The organism is Daejeonella sp. (genome assembly GCF_030695525.1).
Classification (GTDB): Bacteria; Bacteroidota; Bacteroidia; order Sphingobacteriales; family Sphingobacteriaceae; genus Daejeonella.
The window spans coordinates 108,389-129,809 of record NZ_JAUYSS010000065.1; the positions used below are offsets into that span (position 1 = coordinate 108,389).

Here is a 21,421-nt window from a genome sequence, read left to right on the forward strand (position 1 = left end):
TGTTAAATTTCCCTCTTTTTTAAAGCCGACTCATCAAGACATTTCTGAAGAATTTCTGCAAACTCTTTATCATTTGGAGGAGCAAAAATATAATTATGCTCTCCCGGGATCTCATGTATCCTGATTCCCTTTAATGCAAACGGTTTCCAGCCGAGATACTCAAAATCATCCATGTAAAAAGTTCGCTTTTTTGCTCTGAAGAGTTCGATTGTTCCATTGTAGGGAGTAAATACATATTTTTCCCAGGCTTCTACATTCTTTACATCGATATTATTGGCATAACCGAAAAATCCTACCTGATTTTGATCCTGACCATATTTCAGTTTCCAGTAGAATTGGATGAACCTGCGTTTAATTGCTTCAGTTTTATATTCAATTGTTCGTTTAGGGTCTTCACTGAATAAGGTAAATGTGTAAAGCAATTGTTTACTGAGGTACCTTGTTTTATTGAATAATTTTGTAAGTGTAGAATCGTATCGGTCAGACTGGTAAGCATAGGTATCAAACATGGCGAGCATTTTTACTTCTTTGCCCATAGCCTTAAACTGTTTTGCCATTTCAAATGCAATGATCCCACCGAAAGAAAAACCTGCAATAGCATAAGGTCCTTTTGGATTATGTTTTATAATTTCAGAGATGTAATAAGCCGCCATATCCTCTATTTTTTCCAAAGGCTCGTCTATACCATTCAATCCCTTGGCCTGTAAACCATATACCGGTTGATCAGTATCCATATTTTTTGCCAGAGTATTAAAAAAAAGCACATTCAGTCCGGCTCCATGAACTATGTAAAGCGGCATTTTATTCCCATGAGGTTTGATAGCTACTAATGAGTCCCAGGTAATGGATTTTGCATCCATTTCGAGCATTAGTGCCATCGATTCTACGGTACTGTGTTCAAATAAGCTAGCTAAAGGCAGGCGCTTTCCAGTCTCTTTCTCAAGTTGATTGAGAACCTGAATAGCCATCATGGAATGACCACCTAATTCAAAAAAATCATCGTAAACACCCACAGCATCAAGCCCCAGATGTTCAGCCCAGATCTGTGCGACAAGATCTTCAACATCCGTTCTGGGTGGAACGTAGTCTGTTTTGGAGTCTTGATTGGTATTATGTTTATCTTTCTTTAAGTCAGATTCAATTTTCTGGCCTTGATTTCTGATGTTACCTTTAGCAAGATCATACTCTTTAGCGAAATCTGTAAGCCCTGAGATCTTGAACAAGGTTGTAATTGGCAATTTAACTCCGGTCTCTTTTTCAAGGCGAATCATTACCTGAACGGCCAATAGGGAATGTCCACCCAAATCAAAGAAGTCGTCATTTAAGCCAATAGAATCAATAAGCAGGACATCCTTCCAAACCTCTGCTACCAATTTCTCTGTTTCGGTCTTAGGTAATTCAGGCTTTTTGTTCTTCTGAAGGTTCTCATTAAGCTTGGGAAGTGATTTTCTATCAATTTTTCCATTTGGGAGTAATGGAAATTTACTAAGAATGACAAAATCACCGGGAACCATGTATGATGGCAATATCTCCTTAATACCTTGTTTCCAGGAGGTTATCTGAGATGAATCCAGATTGTTAGCCTCTGCATCAGGAATAATATAAGCTACCAGCCTTTGATCTCCGGGACGGTCCTCCCTGGCAACTACTAAGGATTCCTTAACCTTGTCCTGTTCATTTAAGGCTTCCTCAATAGCACCTAATTCAATACGATATCCCCTTATTTTTACCTGATTATCAACCCTTCCAAAACACTGCACCTCTCCATTATCCAGAAATTTTCCCAGATCGCCACTGCGATAGATTCTACTTGATATTTCAGGTGATATAGGATTTTGAACAAAACTATTTGCCGTTAGTTCAGGTTTATTCAGATAAGCTCTTGCAAGTCCGGCGCCACCAATATAAATTTCCCCTGTGCGCCCTGCAGGTACCGGTCTCAGGCCCTGGTCTAGTATATAAATTTGTGTATTATCAATAGGATGGCCGATACTGATTTGTGCATCAGTATCTTTAATCTGTTTTACTGCCGACCAAATAGTAGTCTCAGTTGGCCCGTACATATTCCATAGTGAGGTACATCTGTGCATTAATGCCTCTGCCAGATCTTTACTGAGTGCTTCTCCACCACACAGTGCTTTAAGTTCAAGCCGCTCATTCCAATTGCTCTCTACCATCATTCGCCAGGCAGATGGGGTAGCCTGCATAATACTTACCTTCTCAGTTCTAATCAGGTCAAGCAGTTCTCTGGCATCTTTTGCTATCTCAGCATCAGTAATCAGAAGTTCTGCACCGCTGATTAGTGGGAGATATAATTCAAGTCCGGAAATATCAAAAGAAATGGTAGTTACCGCCAGTAGCTTATCCTGAGCAGAAATTCCAGGCTCTTTCTGCATGCTGCATAAAAAGTTACACAGGCTATGGTGTTCTATGGCTATACCTTTAGGCATACCGGTTGACCCGGATGTATAAATAACGTAAGCAAGGTCAGTTCCTTTAACCTCTATGGTTGGATCGTGTGAAGGGTAATTAATTAGCTCGGGATAAATTTCTTCAAGTATGATCTCTTGTGTTCCCTCCCTGGTAAACTGACTTTTATATTTATGAGAACTGATTAACACACTGGCTCCAGAATCTTCAAGCATATACTCAATCCGCTTGAGCGGGTATTCCGGATCTACAGGAACATAGGATGCTCCTGTTTTCATAATAGCCAGCAAACATACCAGGAGTTCAGCAGAACGGTCAACTGCCAACGCAACTGAATGCCCCGGAAAAACCTTTTTTTCAACCAAATAATGTGCAAGCTGATTAGCTTTCTCATTCAGCTCGCCGTAAGTGATGGCATTATCCTTGTGTTTTACAGCAATTTTATCGGGATGTTTCCCGGCATTTTCTGAAACAAACTGAAAGATCGGTTTATCTGCAGGATAGTAAACCTGAGTTTCGTTCCATCCGGCAATTTTTTTAAGAAGATCAGATTGGTCACCAACAAGAATGTCTTTTAACTTTATCTGAGGATCCTGAGTTAGGGTACTTAGCAGAGAATCAAATTGATCCATCATTATTTTGATGGTTTCTGCTTTAAATAACTGAGTGTTATAAGTCCATTCTAATTTAAAATCTTCTTCTTCAATTGTTGCATTGATAAAGAGTTCGAAATTTTCATAATCTCTTTTATTGGATATGACTTTTGTTGTTAATCCCTCCAGATGCAACATCCCACCCAAACCCTGATCAAGACTGAATACGACAGAAACCAGGGGTGGCCTGGAAGGGTCGCGGGGGATATTCAGAGTCTTTAACAGACTTCCGAATGTAAATTGCTGATGATCGTATGCATCGAGGGTGGCGAACTTCCTTTCTTTAAGATATTGGGTGAAAGTCATTTCATCCCTTAGCCTGCATCTGATTGGAAGCAGGTTGATGCAATGCCCCATCAGGTGGTAATTATCCGTAATCGCCTGACCGGCTGATGGAAGTCCTAAAACAATATCATCCTGGCCACTTAATTTAAAGAGTAAAATCTCAAATACGGTCCGAAGGGTAATTGCAAGGCTTGATCCCTGCTTATTACTAAAGCCCTTTATCTCATTGAATAAATCCTTGTCCAGGATGGTATCTAAACGACTGCTTTTATTGGTTTTAATGGCTGGCCTGGAGAAATCTGTTGGCAATTCGAGTACAGGTACGCTATCTTTAAACTGGTCTTGCCAAAATTGTTCAATTTGTTTGTACTCCTTGCTTTGTGAGAACTTTTTTTGATCCAGGGCATATTGGGTAAACGAATTTGCTTCAGGTAATCCGGAAGGCTCATCTTTAATACGTGCCGAATATAATTTCCCTAATTCATCCAGGAAAATTCCCATAGACCATCCGTCACAGATGATATGGTGGGCAGTAAATATCAGTAAATGGTTATTATTTTCAAGTTTGAATAAAGATAGTTTGTATAGGGGCCCATTGTGAAGATTGAAGACAGTATTGACTTCAGATTTTATGAAAATGTTAATAAAGTCTTTCTTGTAAACGTCATCTTTATTGCTCAGGTCCTCAAAATAGAGGTTTAGTAATTGTTTAGAAGAGATACATATCTGAGAAGCATCTGATGTAAAGACCGATCTTAGTGAGTCATGCCTTTCGATAAGTTCATTCAGACTTGACTCAAGAAATGTTCGGATAAGCGGACCGGAAATTTCGAGGCTAACTGAAAGATTATAGGCCCGGCTTGCTTCATCACCGCCCAAAATACAGGAAACCAAAATTTCCTTTTGAGATTCTGTTGCAGCCACAAAGGCCTTTTCCGGGTTTAGTTGAACGTTGTTTCTTGCAATGTTATTCATAAAGAGGCCTCTGAGAACAGGGGGGCAAACTCTTCTAAAGTAGTAAATTTAAACAAACTTGTCAAAGGTAATCTTAAACCTGTTTCTTTCTCCATTCTGATCATAACCTGTACGGCAATAAGTGAATGCCCACCTAACTCAAAGAAATCATCATGCAAGCCAACAGACACTAGTCCTAAGGTCTCTGCCCATACTCTTGCTACCAGTTTTTCGGTGGCTGTTCGAGGCAGAGCCTTTTCCTGGTTTACCTGTGTCTTCTCCTCAGGTTTAGGTAATGCCTTTCTGTTGGTCTTGCCATTAGGAAGTAAAGGGAGTTTTTTCAGCAGCACAAATTCAGCCGGTATCATTTGGGCAGGGAGCAATTCTTTCAGACCTTCTTTCCACTCGATTAGTTGTTCTGTTGTGGCAGTAAGGTCTCCTGAATAAGGATCTCTGGCATAATCAAAGGCTGAATAAAGATTTGGATGAAGAATCTCCCCAGCTTCCGGAAGCCTGTTTTGCAGCTCAATGGGAACAAATATTACGTCAAAACAACCATCCGAACCATCGCTGGTCCAGCGCACATGACTAAGATAGCCCAGTTCAGATCCCAATTCCCAGAAAGGATGTGGGTTAAGTCCCTGCTGGGTTGAAGTCAGTAAGGTTTTGGCTTCTTTTACCGTTGCGTCTTCACTGATTTTGCTTAGGATTTGCTGAAGGGAATAGTCCTCCATTGTCCTGGTATTGAATACGTTATGTAGATGAACAACTTTTCCAGGGTATTTTTTTAGTTCGTTTTTTATCCAGTCTATATTATTTCCAGCTTCCCATTTGATCTGAATATCAGCTTTTATACTTGCTGAACCATCATTGACATAAAGCCAGATATCATAATGGTATTTGGTGGTTTCGTTGATATGTTTTCCTTCCCTTAACTGAACATTCACCCCACTGATTGCAGGAATCAGTTCAGGTAGTTTATAGAAAAAACCCGGATCGGCAACCAACTCATCTTCAAGCTTTACCCGGCGATCACATATCTTTTTAAATTCAGAAATTTTTAAGTTTCCATCAGTTCTATTCAACTGATCAAAAGCATGATACATTGGCAAAGTACTTTTCCCCTGCATATCACCGATGTAGATGCAACCTCCATTTTTTATAGCCATGGATGCCTCTTTTATTACCTTCACCAGGTATGAGGCATCAGGAAAATACTGAACAACACCATTAATGATCACCAAATCCAATGAACCATTATTCACAAATGAGAAATCATCAGCCGGGGCTGTTATCGCAATGACGTTTTTGTATTTTTCAGGTTCAGCGCTCAGTTTTTCCTTTAATTTAACTATGGCGGTCTCTGCATAATCTGTGGCAATGAAATTTTCGGCATAAGGAGCAAGTTCGAATACCAACTGACCGGCACCACAACCCAGCTCCATAACTGTCTTAGCATTAATTGCTTTGATGCGGTCTACCGATTGCTTAAGCCATTCTTCAACTTCCTCACGGATATCAGTTCTTCCACTAATTTCCTGAGCCACAGCAATGTCAAGCTGCTGCTCCCCAATGCTAAGTTCACTTTCAGATTGAATTCCGCGTTTGTAAAGATCTTCCCATCTTTCCTGCCATGATGGTGCTTTATTGGTCCCTTCCGCATATTCAGGTACGATATAAGCTACCAAACGTTTATCGCCCGGATGATCTTCCCTTGCAATCACAACAGCCTCTTTAATTGATTTTTGCATTAAAAGTGACTCCTCAATTGCCCCAAGTTCAATACGATGTCCCCTGATTTTAACCTGATTATCTATCCTTCCAAGACATTGGATATCACCTTCTGCTGTGTACCTGCCAAGATCACCGGTACGGTACATTTTTTTATCTGATTGATCTGAAAATGGATCCTTAACAAAGGCGGCCGCTGTCAACTCCGGATTATTAAGATAGGCTCGGGCCAGGCCATCACCGGCAATATAGATTTCGCCGGTTCCTCCCTTCCTTACCGGTTTTAGATACTGGTCAAGCAGGTAAACCTGGGTATTGGCAATTGGTCTGCCGATTGTTATTGGCTGATCAAAATTGCTGATCTGTTTCAGGGTCGACCAGATAGTGGTTTCCGTCGGGCCATACATATTCCAAAGTGAACTGCACCTTTCCTTCAGACTTCCGGCAAGGTCCCGCGATAGGGCTTCTCCTCCACAGAGTACTTTTATGTTTATTGCTTCATCCCATCCGGCATCCAGAATCATTCTCCAGGAGGAAGGGGTTGCCTGCATGATGCTGATCTTTTCATTCCTGATCAAATCGAGCAGAAGCCGGCCATCCTTCACTGATTCTGAATCAGCTACAACCAATTCAGCACCGCTGATGAGCGGCAGATATAGTTCAAGTCCGGCAATATCAAATGAAATTGTCGTGACTGCCAGAAGGCGTTCGTCCGGACTTATGCCCGGTACTTTCTGCATACTGAAAAGGAAATTTACCAAACTATGATGTTCAATTTGGGTTCCTTTTGGTTTGCCGGATGAGCCGGATGTATAAATTACATAGGCAAGGTCAGAACCATTTACGACCAGTGCAGGATCTTGTTCAGAACATCCCTCCAGTTCATTTTGCAAATCATCAAGGATGATCTCTCTGCTTTCGGAAGAAAATTTATGTTGATATGCTCTGGATGTCAGTAAAATCTTTGCTGAAGAATCCTCCAGCATATATTCAATTTGTTTATTAGGATAGGCAGGATCAAGCGGCACATAGGCTCCACCTGATTTCATAATTGCGAGCAATGCGATAATCAATTCTTCAGATCTGTCGAGCGCCAGCGCAATTCTGTCGCCTTTTTGTATTCCCTGTTTGATCAGGAAATTGGCCAAACGGTTCGCGCTTTCATTTAGTACCTGATAAGAGATATGCTTATCCCTGAAACTGACTGCATTTTTTTGAGGAAATTCTGCGGCTTTCTTGCTGATAAGTTCATGCAGGGAGCTGTCTTTAGGGTAATCGGCATCAGTTTGATTCCATTCAAAGGGATCTAAAGTACCCAGAGTAATAATATCCCTAATTTTTATTTCCGGATTTTCTGTCACCTGATGAAGTAGCCCGGTAAAATCCTCCATCATCCCCCTGATAGTTTCAGCACGGAATAGTTGGGTATTATACGACCATTCAAGGATTAATGAATCGCCTGATCCACTTGCATTTAAGAAAATTTCAAAGTTCTCATATTCCCTCTTGTTGATGATGAGTTCATGCTTTATTCCTTCGAATTTTACACCTTCATTCAGCCCGATATCAATATTAAACACAATCGGGATAAGCGGCACACGGGAGGCATCCCTGCTGATATTCAATTTTTTAAGCAGGCTTCCGAAAGTATATTGCTGGTTTTCATAAGCATCAAATATTTCCGGTTTTCTGATTTTCAGGAACTCCAGAAAGGTGAAATCACCGTTGTGATGACTTTTGAGAGGGAGCATATTGACACAATGCCCAACCAGACCATTATAACCCTCTTCCGATTGTCCCGCAGATGGAACACCCAGAATGATATCACTCTGACCGGAAATCCGGTGAAGGAACACTTCAAAAGCAACCAGCATACTGCTAACAAAGCTGCAGCCGGCTTTTGCCCCCATTTTTTTTACCGCATTGATCAGATCAGGTTTTAATTCAAAATCATCGCGATGGCTTTTGTACGTTCTGAATTCCGGGCGCGGAAAATCGGTCGGTATATCCAGTTCAGGAACTTCATCGATGAACTGCTTCATCCAGAATGATTCAATCGATTTATAAGCTGCACTTTGCTGGAATACCCTTTGTTTTACCGCATAATCAGCAAATGAGGGAGCCTCGGGCAATTCCGCAATTTCAGATTTTAATCCGGCAGAATATAGTTTCCCCAGATCCTGCATGATGATGCTGATCGACCAGCCATCACAAATAATGTGATGACTAGAAAGGGTCAGGTGGTGGCTTTCCTCAGCAAGTTTGAAGAGTTTAACCCGGAACAAGGGTCCAGTTAACAGATTAAAGGATGTTTTAGCATCTTCCACCAGAAACTGTTCAATTAAATCCTTTTGTCCGGCCGGGTCAGTCCCGCTAATGTCCTGAAAATTATATTGAAGCTTACCTTCAGAAAATATACATAATTGCTTACCATCAGCACTGAAACCTGATCGTAATGCATCATGTCTTTTTAGAATATCCTGAAGAGATTTTTCCAGTGAAGGATAATCCAGTGGACCGTAAAATATCAGTGAAACAGACTCATTATACGAACGGTTTGCATCTTCACCTCCAATCAGGCATGAGGCCCAAATTTCGGCCTGAGGTTCGCTAGCCGGAACAGCATTCTCAATTTCAGGGCCCGCAAATGGGTCAAATTCAACAGGTTGGAAGTTGTAGTCCGATTCTTGCATTGTATTATTCCTTGTGTTTTATTTGTAAGTATTTACCCGGATTTTCGGGATCTGCAATAAACCAGGCAGGATTTCCTTCCCGGTCTCTTCCCAATCTTGCTCCTGGTACAGGAGGTTCAGAAATCGGTTTTGCATTGCTAATATCGCTAGAATTACTCTTTTTTGATTCCAGAAAACCGACAGAAATTAGTTGTTTCAAACTTTCTTCAAAAGCTTCAATAATATTGTTAATTTCTGCTCCGGTATGGCTCTCTGTCATAAAACAAGGAAATCCATCCCAGATATGTATTCCTTTTTCCCGCATTAGTGTAAAGAGTAGCTCGTTATAAGGTATTTCTTCATCGAACCGGATTTTCCACATGGATCCAAATCCAACTACTGATACAGGAACTTTTAATTGCTGACAAATTGAATTTAATCTGCTCATCAGCCCTGAAGCTTTATGACTTAATTCCTGTTGCAGGGCAGGTCCTCTTAATTTGAAGTATTCCAAAGATGCTTTTGCTGCCGCTAATGCCAGTGGATGTCTTACGAAAGTACCTGCAAAATAGGTTACTCCGGCTTCCGGTATAGATTGATCTCCATATTGCCATGATCCCCCATCCAGTGCATCCATAAACTGTTTTTTACCAGCTATTGCTCCAATTGGAAGCCCGCCTCCGATCACTTTACCATAGGATGAAATATCCGGCTTGATACCAAAAAGCGCCTGAGCACCACCAGGATGCATTCTGAAGCCTGTGATTACCTCGTCAAATATCAAAACAGTTCCAGCTTTCTCTGTAATCTCCCTGACTTTCTTTAAGAAATCGATCGGATGAAAATCAGGGCGCCGGCTTTGTACCGGTTCAACCAAAACTGCTGCAAGTTCATGAGCCCTTTCCTGAATAATTTTCAGGCTTTCCTCGGTTCCATAATCAAGGATGAGCATGTTTTGTACAGCTTCCGGCATGATGCCTGCTGCTGCGGGAATGGATCGGAAGCTTTTTGTGCCTCTGACAATCACTTCATCAAAAACTCCATGATAGGATCCCGAAAAGGCCACAATAAGCGACCTGCCACTTACGGTTCTGGCAATTCGCATGGTACCTAAAACCGCTTCAGAACCGGTACTGCAAAGTGCTGCACGATCAGAATTGGTAAATTCGCAGATAAGTTTGCAAACATCACCGGCAAGTTCATGTTGCGGACCGATCTCATAGCCTTTATCCATCTGATCTTTGATCGCATTTAATACTGAATCAGGCTGGAAACCAAGCATATTTGAACCGAATCCATTCAGGGCATCGATATATTCATTATCGTCAAGATCCCAGATTCTGCTGCCCTTCGATTTTTTGACCACGATCGGATAAATGATTTCTTTGGTTAGTGGCCTGAATCCGGATACTACCCTTGGATCAGCCATATAGGCTCTGTGCTTTTGGGTATACTCTTTACTGCCCCGGGTTTTAAGGTTATATCGTTCAATCAGATCTTTTAGGAATTTTGTTTGAACCGCATTTAATTCCAGACTTTGTTTCTCAATTTTAGGGCTCGCGCCAAATGGTTTTTTAATATCATTCTCTTCCTCCGGACTCAAATCGGTTGGGCTGAGACTGCCAAAGCGGATAAGATCCAGTTTCCTGTTCAATTCTGTAATCTGACGGTTTATTTCAGCCTCCGGACCTGTTTCAGTAACAATAGCATTCTGGAAGGCATCTGCAGGAAGTCCTGCTTGCAGGTAATCTGCGAGTAAGTTCAGGGTATTCAGATCCTCATTCAGTTGGCGGAAACTGATTGGAAGGGAAAATTCCCGCTTAAGTGTAATAGCAACCTGGGTCAGGAGTAAGGAATCGAGTCCGATTTCAATGAAGTTCAGATTGGGACTAACATCCTTCATTTCTATGCCGGATGCATTTTCAAGGATGCGGCTTATTTTTTGGATCAGTATTTCTTTCCGGCTGAGATTTATATTTTCCGTCTGGCTGTTTTCCTGATTTTCCTGTGCGGAAATGGGTTGAGTAGTTGAATAATTGGCCTGCCCCGGTTCAACCCAGCATCGCTTGCGGTCAAATGCATAATTTGGCAGCATGAGAATTTGGGGATTTGCTTCATGCAGTTTCTCCCAATCAGGAATAATCCCATTTTGCCAGAGTTTTCCCAATGAACGAAGGACTGAAGCATACTCAGAATCCCCTTTGTCTTCAAAGCCGGCAATTGCATTGAGGCTGGTTCCCTTCGACTGTTGTTTTGCAAAGGTAGTGGCTGCATTACCCGGGCCTACTTCCAGCAATAAGCGTGTTGGTTCTTCCCAAAGCGTGCTGATGGCATTATTGAATCGTACCGGTAAACGAATCTGATTAATCCAGTAATCAGTGCTGCAGGCCTCTGCCTCTGACATCCACTTACCTGTAACTGAAGAAACCAGTGGTATTCTCGGAGGATTCAGGGAAATAGAATGAACCACCTTACTGTAATTTTCTTTCATTCCGTCCATCATGGATGAATGGAATGCATGGCTGGTTTTAATCAGACGGTTTGGAATGCCCTTTAACTGTAGTTCTGTTGAAAAATTTTGAACCTGATCGGATGGACCTGAAACCACACTTAAATCAGGACTATTATAAGCAGCTATGGATAAGTCTCCTGTTAATTGGTTTTCAATATTTAAGGGAAGGGCTTTAACGGCCAGCATGCTTCCACCTTCTAATTCACTTGCAAGGCGAGCGCGTTCTGAAACTAGTTTCAGGGCATCCTCCAGACTGAAAATTCCTGCCAGGTGGGCTGCTGCAAATTCGCCGATACTATGGCCACATAATGCTGCCGGGCGGATACCCCAACTGATCCAGAGCTTTGCCATTGCATATTCAGTGACAAATAAGGCGGGTTGTGTATAGCGTGTATTATGGATTTTTTCGGCTTCTGCCGATTCTGAATACAAAATAGTTCTGATATCCTCCTTCAACCAGGGCAGGAGAAGACTTGCACATTCATCAACAGCTTCCCTGAAAATCTTTTCCTGATTGTAGAGACCTGCACCCATGTTCAGGTACTGTGATCCCTGTCCGGGGAATATAAATGCAAGTTCAGTCGAACTTTCTTTCAGTATTTTAGTGTCGGATACCTTGTTGAGGTCTTCGCTAAGTTTTTGGATCAGATCAGCGGGATTTCCTGCAATGATAAATCTTCTCTGCGCAAAATCACGCCGGGTGGACTCCAGTGTCCATGCAATATCGCTGAGCTTCGTTTCCGGATTATTCTTCAGGTAATTGAGGAGTTTCGAAGCATATTGGTTCAGACTTTCTTCTGAATTAGCCGACCAGCTGATCAGTTGTGCTTTGGAAGAAGTTTCAGCTTTTTGTTCTTTTTGTTCAGCCTCCTCAAGAATAATATGGACATTGGTTCCCCCAACCCCGAAAGAACTGACACCTGCTCTTCTTTTTTTGGTACTCTCCCAGGGGCTGAGTTTAGCATTTACATAAAAGGGGCTGTTCTCAAAATCAATATCCGGGTTTGGCTGTTCAAAGAAAAGAGAAGGAGGGATTTGTTTTTTATGGAGAGCCAATGTGGTTTTGATAAAACCTGCTACACCGGCCGCCTGAGTCAGGTGGCCCATATTGCTTTTTATTGATCCAATGGCGCAGAATTTTTTTTCTTCCTGAGGGCCGAACGCCATTTTTAGTCCTTCTATTTCAATCGGATCGCCAAGAGGGGTTGCAGTACCATGGGTTTCAACATAGCTAATCGTAGCAGCGTCAATCCCTGCATCGGCAATCGCCATGCTGATCGTATCAGCCTGCCCTCCGGCATTTGGAGCTGTAAAACTTGCTTTCAAGGCGCCGTCGTTGTTCAGTCCGATACCTTTGATGATCGCATAGATTGTATCTCCATCACGTTCGGCATCTTCACGGTTTTTTAAAAGAATTACACCTGCACCGTCACTGAAAACAGTTCCGCTGGCATTCACATCGAATGGCCTGCAATGACCGTCTTTACTTAGAATTGCACCTTCTTCATATAAATGACCGCTTCGAATTGGGGAAGTAACAGAACTACCACCTGCAAGAGCCACATCGCATTGTCCTTTTCTCAGGCTTTCAACCGCCTGAGCGATAGCAAGCAATGAAGTCGAGCAGGCAGAATACACGCTGACTGCCGGACCTTTAAGATCCAGCTCAAAGGCAGTCCGCATTGCGATATAATCTTTTTCATTCAGCGTGGAAACCTGGAAGGCTCCGACAGCGGTAATCAGATCCGGACGTGTATGTACATTGTTGAGATAATAGGTATTGGTGCCGCTTCCTGCAAAAACACCAACCTTTCCATCATATCTTTCAGGGAGATGGCCGGTACTTTCCAATACTTCCCAGGCAATTTCAAGAAATATCCGCTGCTGAGGGTCCATTAGTTCTGCCATCCGGTTGTTCATCCCAAAGAAAGGGGCATCAAAATACTCCGCCTGTTCCAATACTCCCCGGGCTTTAACATAATTTGGGTTCTTTCGTAATTCAGGATTGATTGCCGGGTCGAGTTGCTCCTCGCTAAAAAAACTGGTCGTTTCTTTACCCGACTGCAAAACATCCCACAGTTCCTCAATATTGGAAGCCCCCGGGAAACGGCCTGACATACCTATTACTGCTATGTCTGTGCCGGACGGACGAGTTGTATTTGTTTCTGTCCTTTGAATACTGGTTTTACCATCAAGGTATATTGCAATCTTACTGATATATGGATCCTGATAAAGTCTTGTGACCGGAAGATTGAGTTGATGTTGCTGCTTCAACATTGCGACAAAACGTAGTGCGAGCAGTGAATTTCCTCCCAGTTCAAAGAAATTATCATTTACCCCAACTTTATCCAGATTTAGTACAGAAGCCCAGAGCTTTGCCAGCGATTTCTCAGTTTCTGTAGATGGCGACTTGTAAAATACTTGAAGATCAGGTCTTTCCATACCGGGCAGGGGCAGGGCTTTTCGGTCTACTTTACCATTGCTGCTCAGTGGCAATTCCGGAATGTCAATGAAAAGAGCAGGAACCATATACTCCGGCAATTTTGACTTAAGATGTTCCAGTAATTTTTCTTTATTGTATTTCCCGTCAGAACCAATGATATAAGCGATCAGTTTTTTCTCAGCATTGTCTTCTTTTACATGAACCAGGCATTGTCTGATTCCTCCAAATTCCAGAATAACATTTTCTATTTCACCGGGTTCAATCCGAAATCCACGAATCTTTACCTGTTCATCAGCGCGCCCCAGGTATTCAACGGTACCGTCTTCAATCCATCGGGCAAGGTCGCCGCTGCGATAGAGGCGGGTATGTTCATTGCTCGCAAAAGGGTTTTTCAAAAAACGACTTGCATTCAGTTCCGGTCGGTTTAAATAACCCCTGGCTACTTGCACACCTCCGATAAACAATTCACCTTCTTCGCCGATAGCACATGGCTCCTGATCTTTATTCAGAATATAGATGCTGGTATTCGCTACCGGTTTGCCAATGTAAACTTTTTTTGCATTTAGTGGTGCCGGCCAGCAAGTCACATCAATTGCGGCTTCAGTTGGTCCGTATAAATTATATAATTTCGCATGTCCCAATTTTTCCCCAAAAAGGGAAAGCTGGTGGGGAAAAAGCTCCTCACCTGAGCACAATACCCGTCGAAGACTTTTACAGCTCCCTTCCCGGATACCAAGAAGGAAAATTTCGAGCATGGATGGCACAAAATGGATAGTAGTAACCTGTTGTTTATCGATTAGATCTTCGAGGTATTGGCTGTCTTTTTGTCCGCCGGGTTTAGCAAGAACGAGTTTCGCACCAATCATCAGAGGCCAGAGTAGTTCCCAAACTGATACATCAAAGCAGAAGGTGGTTTTTTGCAGAACAATATCATCCTGGCTCAGGTTAAAAAAACTCTGTGCCCAGTTCAATCGGTTAAGCAGCCCCCTGTGTTCATTCATAACCCCTTTTGGACGGCCGGTTGAACCAGAAGTGTAGATTACATAGGCAAGGTCTTCAGGAGCAATCTTTGTTTCAGGAAGAGCAAGGCTAGTTTGTTGAAAAACCTGATTAGAATCGAGTATTATGACGTCTAAGCCAATTTTTTCACTAAAAAAATCGAAATTTTTAATCGTTTTTTGATCAGTGAGAATTATTTTCAGATCTGAGTCCTCCAGCATGAAATTGATTCTTTCTGCAGGATATTCAGGGTCAATTGGCAGGTAAGCAGCGCCGGCTTTCAGAATGCCGAGGATTCCGCTGATCATCTCAATGGATCGATCCAGACATATCCCAACCACATCGTCTTTTTTGACCCTGTTCGAAATCAAAAAATTGGCGATCTGGTTCGTCCTGAAATTAAGTTCAGAATATGTCAGGCTTTCATTTTCAAAAACGACGGCAGTTTGTTTTGGGTTTGTTGAAACAGCCAGATTGAAGAGTTCACAATAATTGTCTGGTCCGGGGTAATCCACTCCGGTATCATTAAATGTAAACAGAACTTTTTCTCTTACTTCTGGTTTTAACATGAATTTCTTTCTGACACGAACTGAATAATGATCTCCTAAAATAGCCGATTTTAATTCGCCATAATTAAATATCTATCCTTTTTGGTAAATATTTTTCGATAAATACAGAATGATATTTAATTAATCCAAATCGGAGGAGCATATTTAGCCAATTATTTTATTCTGAAACCAACTTAATTTTTGGCAAAATAAATTCAAGAATCGTGCCTACGAGTTCTTCTATACTGTGTTCAGCAGTTTTTAAAACGAGTTCCGATTCTTCAGGGATTTCGAAAGGGGAACTTATACCTGTAAATTTTTTTATTTCTCCTGAACGTGCTTTTTTATATAATCCCTTGACATCGCGTTGTTCGCAAACTTCAAGGGGGCAATCCACAAAAATCCTGACCAGATTCTCAGCTCCGATTGTTTCCCTGACTACTTCCCTGTCTTTGGCAAAGGGTGAAATAAATGCTGAGAGGACGATCAGGCCTGAATCACGCATCAGGTTCGCAACTTCACCAACTCTGCGAATGTTTTCAGTGCGGTCTTCCTCAGAAAAGCCAAGGTCTTTACACAATCCGTCCCTGATTTTATCCCCATCCAGAATATAAGTCTTGTATTCTCTTTTGAATAATTCTTCTTCCATTGCATCCGATAAGGTAGTTTTTCCCGATCCTGAAAGTCCGGTAAACCATAAAACTAATGATCGTTGATTCAACAGTTTTTCTCTGTGGCGGAGGGTTAATTTTTGAAGGCTCATCTTTATTAAATTTTATATTCCCTGATACCAGGAATTAAACCTGAACTTAAGTTTATTATATAGTTCAACACATTCCCGATGGAGGCTTTCACTATAACCCGATACTGATTTTTCGGAGGGATTAAAGGGCTTTATCCCCTCAGTCTTAGCATTCAAACCGAGCAGGGGAAACAGTTTCTGCAACACCCCGGCAGGGGAATTACAGAAATCCTCATAACAAAAGAATAAATGGTTCTCCTCAGTATTTTCGAGCGCAAAACTATAGTAGTTTTTCCAACTCAATAACCAGAAATCAAGCTCTGATTTAGGGGTATTTTCCATTAGTTTGAAGATATCATCATGATTAAGGTCGAAAGGCTTTTGGTTCAAACCAAATTCAAAATGCCCCAGCCAGTTCATATAGTCCAGTGAAAATTTATCCTCTTTCTGAATGCCGGAGAAATGGGTATGCTGATTGAGCAGGGAAAGCGCATGCTGCAGAGGCTCACGGAAAGGAATCACAATTTTGGCTGCAGGAAAACTTTTTTTCAGGTAATTTAATCGCAGGATATTATTATTATTTTTGGATAGATACCGCAATTGATCAGGTTTATCGGAGCTTAAAAGTGCATTCCGCACAAAGTCACGAAATTTATTCAGTACTTCATTATTGGTTTTCAGGAGTTTGAGCCGGTCATTGGCAATGTATTGATCGCCGCTGAATACCCGCCAAAAAACTTCCTCAAAGGCTTCCGGACTTTCAAAGCTAACCAGTATTCCATCCCGATGCGCCCGTTCTTTGAGTTCGCCACTTGCCTTGACAAAAGATAGTTTCTTCCATAGATTTGGCATCAGAACAAAGGGCATATCCTGATAAGTGAGGGATCTGAACTCACCTGTTTGATAAAGATATCTCATCAGCATGGTGGTGCCTGAGCGAGCCAGACCAGAGATGAAAATAGGGTTTTCTGTAAAGTTATGACCCTTTTTGCTGAAGATCATGTTCTCAATATCAAACGATATTTCGGCAATAATTTTCGACTGAAGTGCGATGCGGTGCAAAAGCCTCGATGAAAAGCTATATCCTAAGTCTGACATATATTTTCTTTAGTAAAAAATAGGACAGAAAACCAACAAGGGAGAGTATAATGCCACTCAGGCTAATCAGGTAATTGCTCAGGTAGTCAAAATTCAGTGGACTGATGAATTCACTCACTTTTAAAAAAAAAAGCAACAATGCAATTAGAATAGCAGTATATAAAATAATCAGTATCGAATGCTTCATTATTCCAAGGGAATTTTGAAGGAGAACGCTTTGTTTCGCGGTATCATCCAGGTCTTCGGATTGTATTGTTTTCAGGGAGGATTGACTGAGTCCGGAAATACGTTTTGCAGTTTTAATAAATGGGATAGTATCAGCTGCCCATGCGATCAGCAGGAAGATAATAAACAGATAGATGATCGCGGTCAACTCCATTACTCTTCTTTTTTCTTTTTAAATTTTGCAATCAATTTTTTAAAAGGATACCAAAGAATCGCAAATAATGCAAGAAAAATTGAGATCAGAATGCCTACAACAGCGGCTATGAAACCACCGCCCATTCCTGGACCGATATAGGCTAGTGTGAAGCTTAGAAATGCCATATTTTGGAATTAATTCTTTATAAATTTAAAACTATTAAACTCGGCAGGAGCAATAATTTTGCTCCAGCCCAATACTGCTGCTGATTTTTCATCTACCCGTTCCACATATTGCCAGATGGTTTGGCTATTGCTACCTCTCAGCATCCTTCCGAAATCAGTTTCTTCAACAAAGACATCGCCGTTCGGAAGTATTTCAGAGCGTCCTCCCGTCATTGTCTTCACTTTTGCCTTTTTTAGAAAAGCGGTATATGGCGTTGAGGTTTCATTGGTTTTGAAATCAAAAATGTAAACTTCGTTATGCCCATCAATAAAATCATAATTCTTATTGCGAATAATATTGTTTCCAAATATGCTGATCCGGCTATCGTCTATAAAATTGGCATCATGCTGATTTAGCCAGGGACCTGTTTGGAGCCATAAGATTTTATTTGTAGAAGGCCTGTACAGAAATACGGTACTCTTATTGCGGATGCTTACAAGCAAATCGCCTTTTTGCCAGTATTGGGTACTGCTCAAAGCAGGTTGAATATCGTTCAAATGCAGCGGATCCCGCTCCATCGGACCGATACCAAAGAGCAGTCCGCGGTAGCCGTTTTCGAGCAGGATATCAGTAATTGATTTTTTGTAGAGTAACTTCCCATCAGGTGATACCTGCGCCAGTGCATCATCGCGATAATCATCAAAGAATCCGGAAAGGAAGCCGGAATTTTTTTCCATCATTGAAGAAGCCCAGATATTGCCTTCCGCATCCTTCTCCAGCGAATGATGGAAAATACCATCCAGGCTCCAAAGGAGTTTGGAGTTTTTGTCAATCTTAATAAGGGCACGATCCTCGGTATTAAATACAACCGATCCATCGGCAGATGGCAGTGGATGCCAGAATACGATATTCCCTTTATTGCTTTGTTCAGAAAGGGGTCTTCCTTTATCCCTGATCTTCATTATTTCATTGATATCTGGAACCCAGCGATGCAAAACTTTCTGGTCACTAAGCCGGATCAGTTTAAATCCGGAATGACCGGCTTCTTTATCATAAGCAGAAAGGAAGAGAAAGTTACTGTCCCTGTAATTTTTATTATCTGTTTTAAGCCCGGAAATTTCAGGATAACGATCAGTCAGGATCAATGGTGGTTTCGAAAAAATCTGCTTGATACTGACATCGACCAGTGTCGGGAACTTAGCAATTGCCAGGATAACCGAACGGGTATTCCCCTGAATCAGGTGGCCGCCTTCATGAATGTAACCAACTGCCCAACCAAACATCAGGGTGATCATGGAAAAGATCCATATGATGAGTAATAGCAGCCAAAGTGATACTTTTTTATTCATTTTTTGATCCGTTTGCTGAAGAGGGCAAATTAAGAAAAAAAACTATGCTCCTGAATTTTGGAAAAGAAATAGAAATTGCTTTCAGATATTATTTACAATTAAAACTATTGTTTTTGCATGTTTATAGCACAATTGTTCTTATTGAACAGGATTGCAGCACCCTGATAATTCCTGTTGGCGGCAACATACAGGTATTTACAGGCCTCCTCCTTTCTGCCAAGTTGTAATAAACAGTTTCCTAGATAGAATTCTGATTTACCATTTGGATAAACTCTTGCATCAACAACTCTTTTGAAGTAGGCTGCTGCCGAATTATAATCTTTCAAAAAGGAATAGGTAATACCTATATTTTCCATGTTTTCATAGTCATTCGGATTGAGTTTCATAATTCCCAATAAATTTTCAAGGGCCTTGGGAAAATCTTTCTTCATGCCTGCAAATCCAGCTCTTATAAAATAGCGGGTATGCTGTATTTCATTGTCATTAGGATAAACCCGGGCTAAGCTATCAGTCAGGTCTATTAATTCAGTTCTGTCATAATGAACAGCAAATAAACTTCTCACGTATATTTTCCAGGCATGTGGCTCATCTCTGAACTTCTTATATTCTTTGAATGCCATTTGTATTGTTGTTGTATCCTTTAAAGGAACACTGGTCCTGGAGACGATATTAAATAATGAAAGATTTCTGGGGCGGATAAAGAAGCCTTTTTTTGAATAAAAATGTGCACTATCTATCAAACCTTGTGAAGTATAAATCGATGCCTTGAGCCATTCTTTAGACATCGAATACGGGTTGGCATTTTTATCTTGATTCAATAAATAAAGAGCTTCCTCGTATTTCTGGGCACGAAATAAATACCAGGCTTTTATATCATTGATTGGAATATTGTTTTCTGCAATATTTGGAATAGCCGGGAATTTATCATTTATATCTTGCCAGGTAACACCTGGTTGTGCGGTTCCAAAGTTGAAGTGGGTAAAACGTTGAATTTTCATTGAGCTGTCAGTGGACCGGCATATGAAAATTGAGAAAAGTACTATGAGACTAATTGAAAGAAAAATAAGATATTTTTTGTTTTTGCCCAATGGTTTTTCCAGGCTTGGTTGATTCTTAATATATAATACTACGTTAATGGCGAGCACGAATGCGAAAAAAGTTTGCATTACCGGTCGCTCCGCAGGAAAGTTGAAATTTGCATCAACAAAATAACCTGCAATTGACATCAAGGAAATAACGCTTAACACTTTGTATTCAGAAGGGGCACTAGAATTCCATAATTTCATGGTATTTAATAATGCAAAAACAAAGATTGAAAGGAATAATATTCCTGCAAAAATTCCTGACTCGGCTGTTATCTGAAGAAAATCATTGTGGGCATGTTTTGAATAATTGAAATCATTATAAAAGCCGTATTCATATTTTACCGATTGAATTTTCCAGTTCCCGTATCCGCAACCTGTTATTGGAGTATCCTTGATTTGTTTAAGTGCATTTGTCCAAAAGAAAAGCCTTGCATTAGCTGATGTTTCACTATGATCTGAAAGTGTTGCAAGCCGCTTATCTAAAGTTGTATATCCTTGCGTGGAACTTGAATTTTCAGGTAAAGAAAGTAATATCTGTGAAATGCTTAGGCCAATAATAACAGGGAGTAAAACAGTTATAAGGTGACGAAAAGTAGATTTTAAACCAGCTTCTTTTTTATAAAAAAATAAGAAAATTAAATAAAGTGCTATCTGAGCAAAAAAGCCTAAGTATGAAGCTCTTGCATTTAAAATGAAAATCAATAAAACTACCAGAACCAATGATAAAACATTGATTATTATGCTATACAACTTTCGGAATTTAAAAATACAAAAAATAATAATTGGACTTTTGAGGACAAGACTAGCGGCCAGAACGTTCTTATTTCCGGTGTTTCCTGTGAGGTTTGAAATTACTGCATCTGATGTAGCAGTTTTTATTCCCTGGATGTAGGTATTGAATAATAAAATACATTGAAAAATTGCAATAATACTGACTGCCTGGAAGATGTATTCAATGTTTTTGGGATTTCGGCTAATTAGTAATGAAATGTTGAAGAAAGCGACAATAGTTACAATTAGTCTTGAATATACGACCAGAGATTCAATTGGATTAAGTGCAAAAAATATCGAGAATCCACAGATAACAAAAACTCCTAAAAATGCTAATGAGAGTTGATTTTGTGAAATATTTTGCAAGGTTTTATTGAATCCGGAATTGAAATTTATTGTGATGTAAATAATTGTAATCAGATTAAGAATTGATAAATAGAGCCATTGTGGCCCCATCACATCAATGGAATTGAATTGTGGAACAAATTCAGCCAAAAGATATAAAAAGACAATTATAGAATCCAGCTTACTGGAATTGAAAAGGTTCTTTTTTGATTTTTTTTGACCTTGAAATCTGTCTGTTTTGTTTTTTTCTTTAACTGACATTAATTTTTTTGTTTTTT

9 protein-coding genes are annotated in these 21,421 nt (G+C 40.7%); all 9 read right to left on the reverse strand.

Annotated elements, in window-relative coordinates; all coding sequences use genetic code 11:
- Positions 1 to 2: 2 nt before the first annotated feature.
- Positions 3 to 4,343 carry an amino acid adenylation domain-containing protein gene (locus Q8S11_RS15260; RefSeq protein WP_305662988.1) on the reverse strand — a complete coding sequence of 1,447 codons (4,341 nt, stop codon included), beginning with the start codon at positions 4,341 to 4,343 and terminating at the stop codon, positions 3 to 5.
- Complete coding sequence (locus Q8S11_RS15265; protein WP_305662989.1) at positions 4,340 to 8,746, reverse strand: amino acid adenylation domain-containing protein; 4,407 nt, start codon at positions 8,744 to 8,746, stop codon at positions 4,340 to 4,342. Before Q8S11_RS15265 ends, Q8S11_RS15260 begins: the two co-directional genes overlap by 4 nt.
- 4 nt (positions 8,747 to 8,750) lie before the next feature.
- A complete protein-coding gene (locus Q8S11_RS15270) occupies positions 8,751 to 15,248 on the reverse strand; it encodes a polyketide synthase (protein ID WP_305662990.1) in 6,498 nt (2,165 codons plus the stop codon).
- A 157-nt stretch (positions 15,249 to 15,405) separates the two neighbouring features.
- Positions 15,406 to 15,990, reverse strand: coding sequence for an adenylyl-sulfate kinase (cysC, locus tag Q8S11_RS15275; RefSeq protein ID WP_305662991.1), 585 nt, complete (start codon positions 15,988 to 15,990; stop codon positions 15,406 to 15,408).
- A 12-nt stretch (positions 15,991 to 16,002) separates the two neighbouring features.
- Positions 16,003 to 17,067, reverse strand: a complete 1,065-nt coding sequence (locus Q8S11_RS15280) for a sulfotransferase (protein WP_305662992.1) — start codon at positions 17,065 to 17,067, stop codon at positions 16,003 to 16,005.
- Positions 17,048 to 17,446 (reverse strand): hypothetical protein, encoded by a 399-nt coding sequence (locus Q8S11_RS15285; protein WP_305662993.1) that lies wholly within the window; start codon positions 17,444 to 17,446, stop codon positions 17,048 to 17,050. The genes Q8S11_RS15280 and Q8S11_RS15285 overlap by 20 nt, the downstream gene beginning before the upstream one ends.
- On the reverse strand, positions 17,446 to 17,613 hold the full coding sequence (locus Q8S11_RS15290) for a hypothetical protein (RefSeq protein WP_305662994.1): 168 nt from the start codon (positions 17,611 to 17,613) through the stop codon (positions 17,446 to 17,448). The genes Q8S11_RS15285 and Q8S11_RS15290 overlap by 1 nt, the downstream gene beginning before the upstream one ends.
- A gap of 9 nt (positions 17,614 to 17,622) precedes the next feature.
- Positions 17,623 to 18,942, reverse strand: coding sequence for an arylsulfotransferase family protein (locus tag Q8S11_RS15295; protein ID WP_305662995.1), 1,320 nt, complete (start codon positions 18,940 to 18,942; stop codon positions 17,623 to 17,625).
- 104 nt (positions 18,943 to 19,046) lie between these two features.
- Positions 19,047 to 21,404 (reverse strand): O-antigen ligase family protein, encoded by a 2,358-nt coding sequence (locus Q8S11_RS15300; RefSeq protein ID WP_305662996.1) that lies wholly within the window; start codon positions 21,402 to 21,404, stop codon positions 19,047 to 19,049.
- Between the last annotated feature and the right edge of the window lie 17 nt (positions 21,405 to 21,421).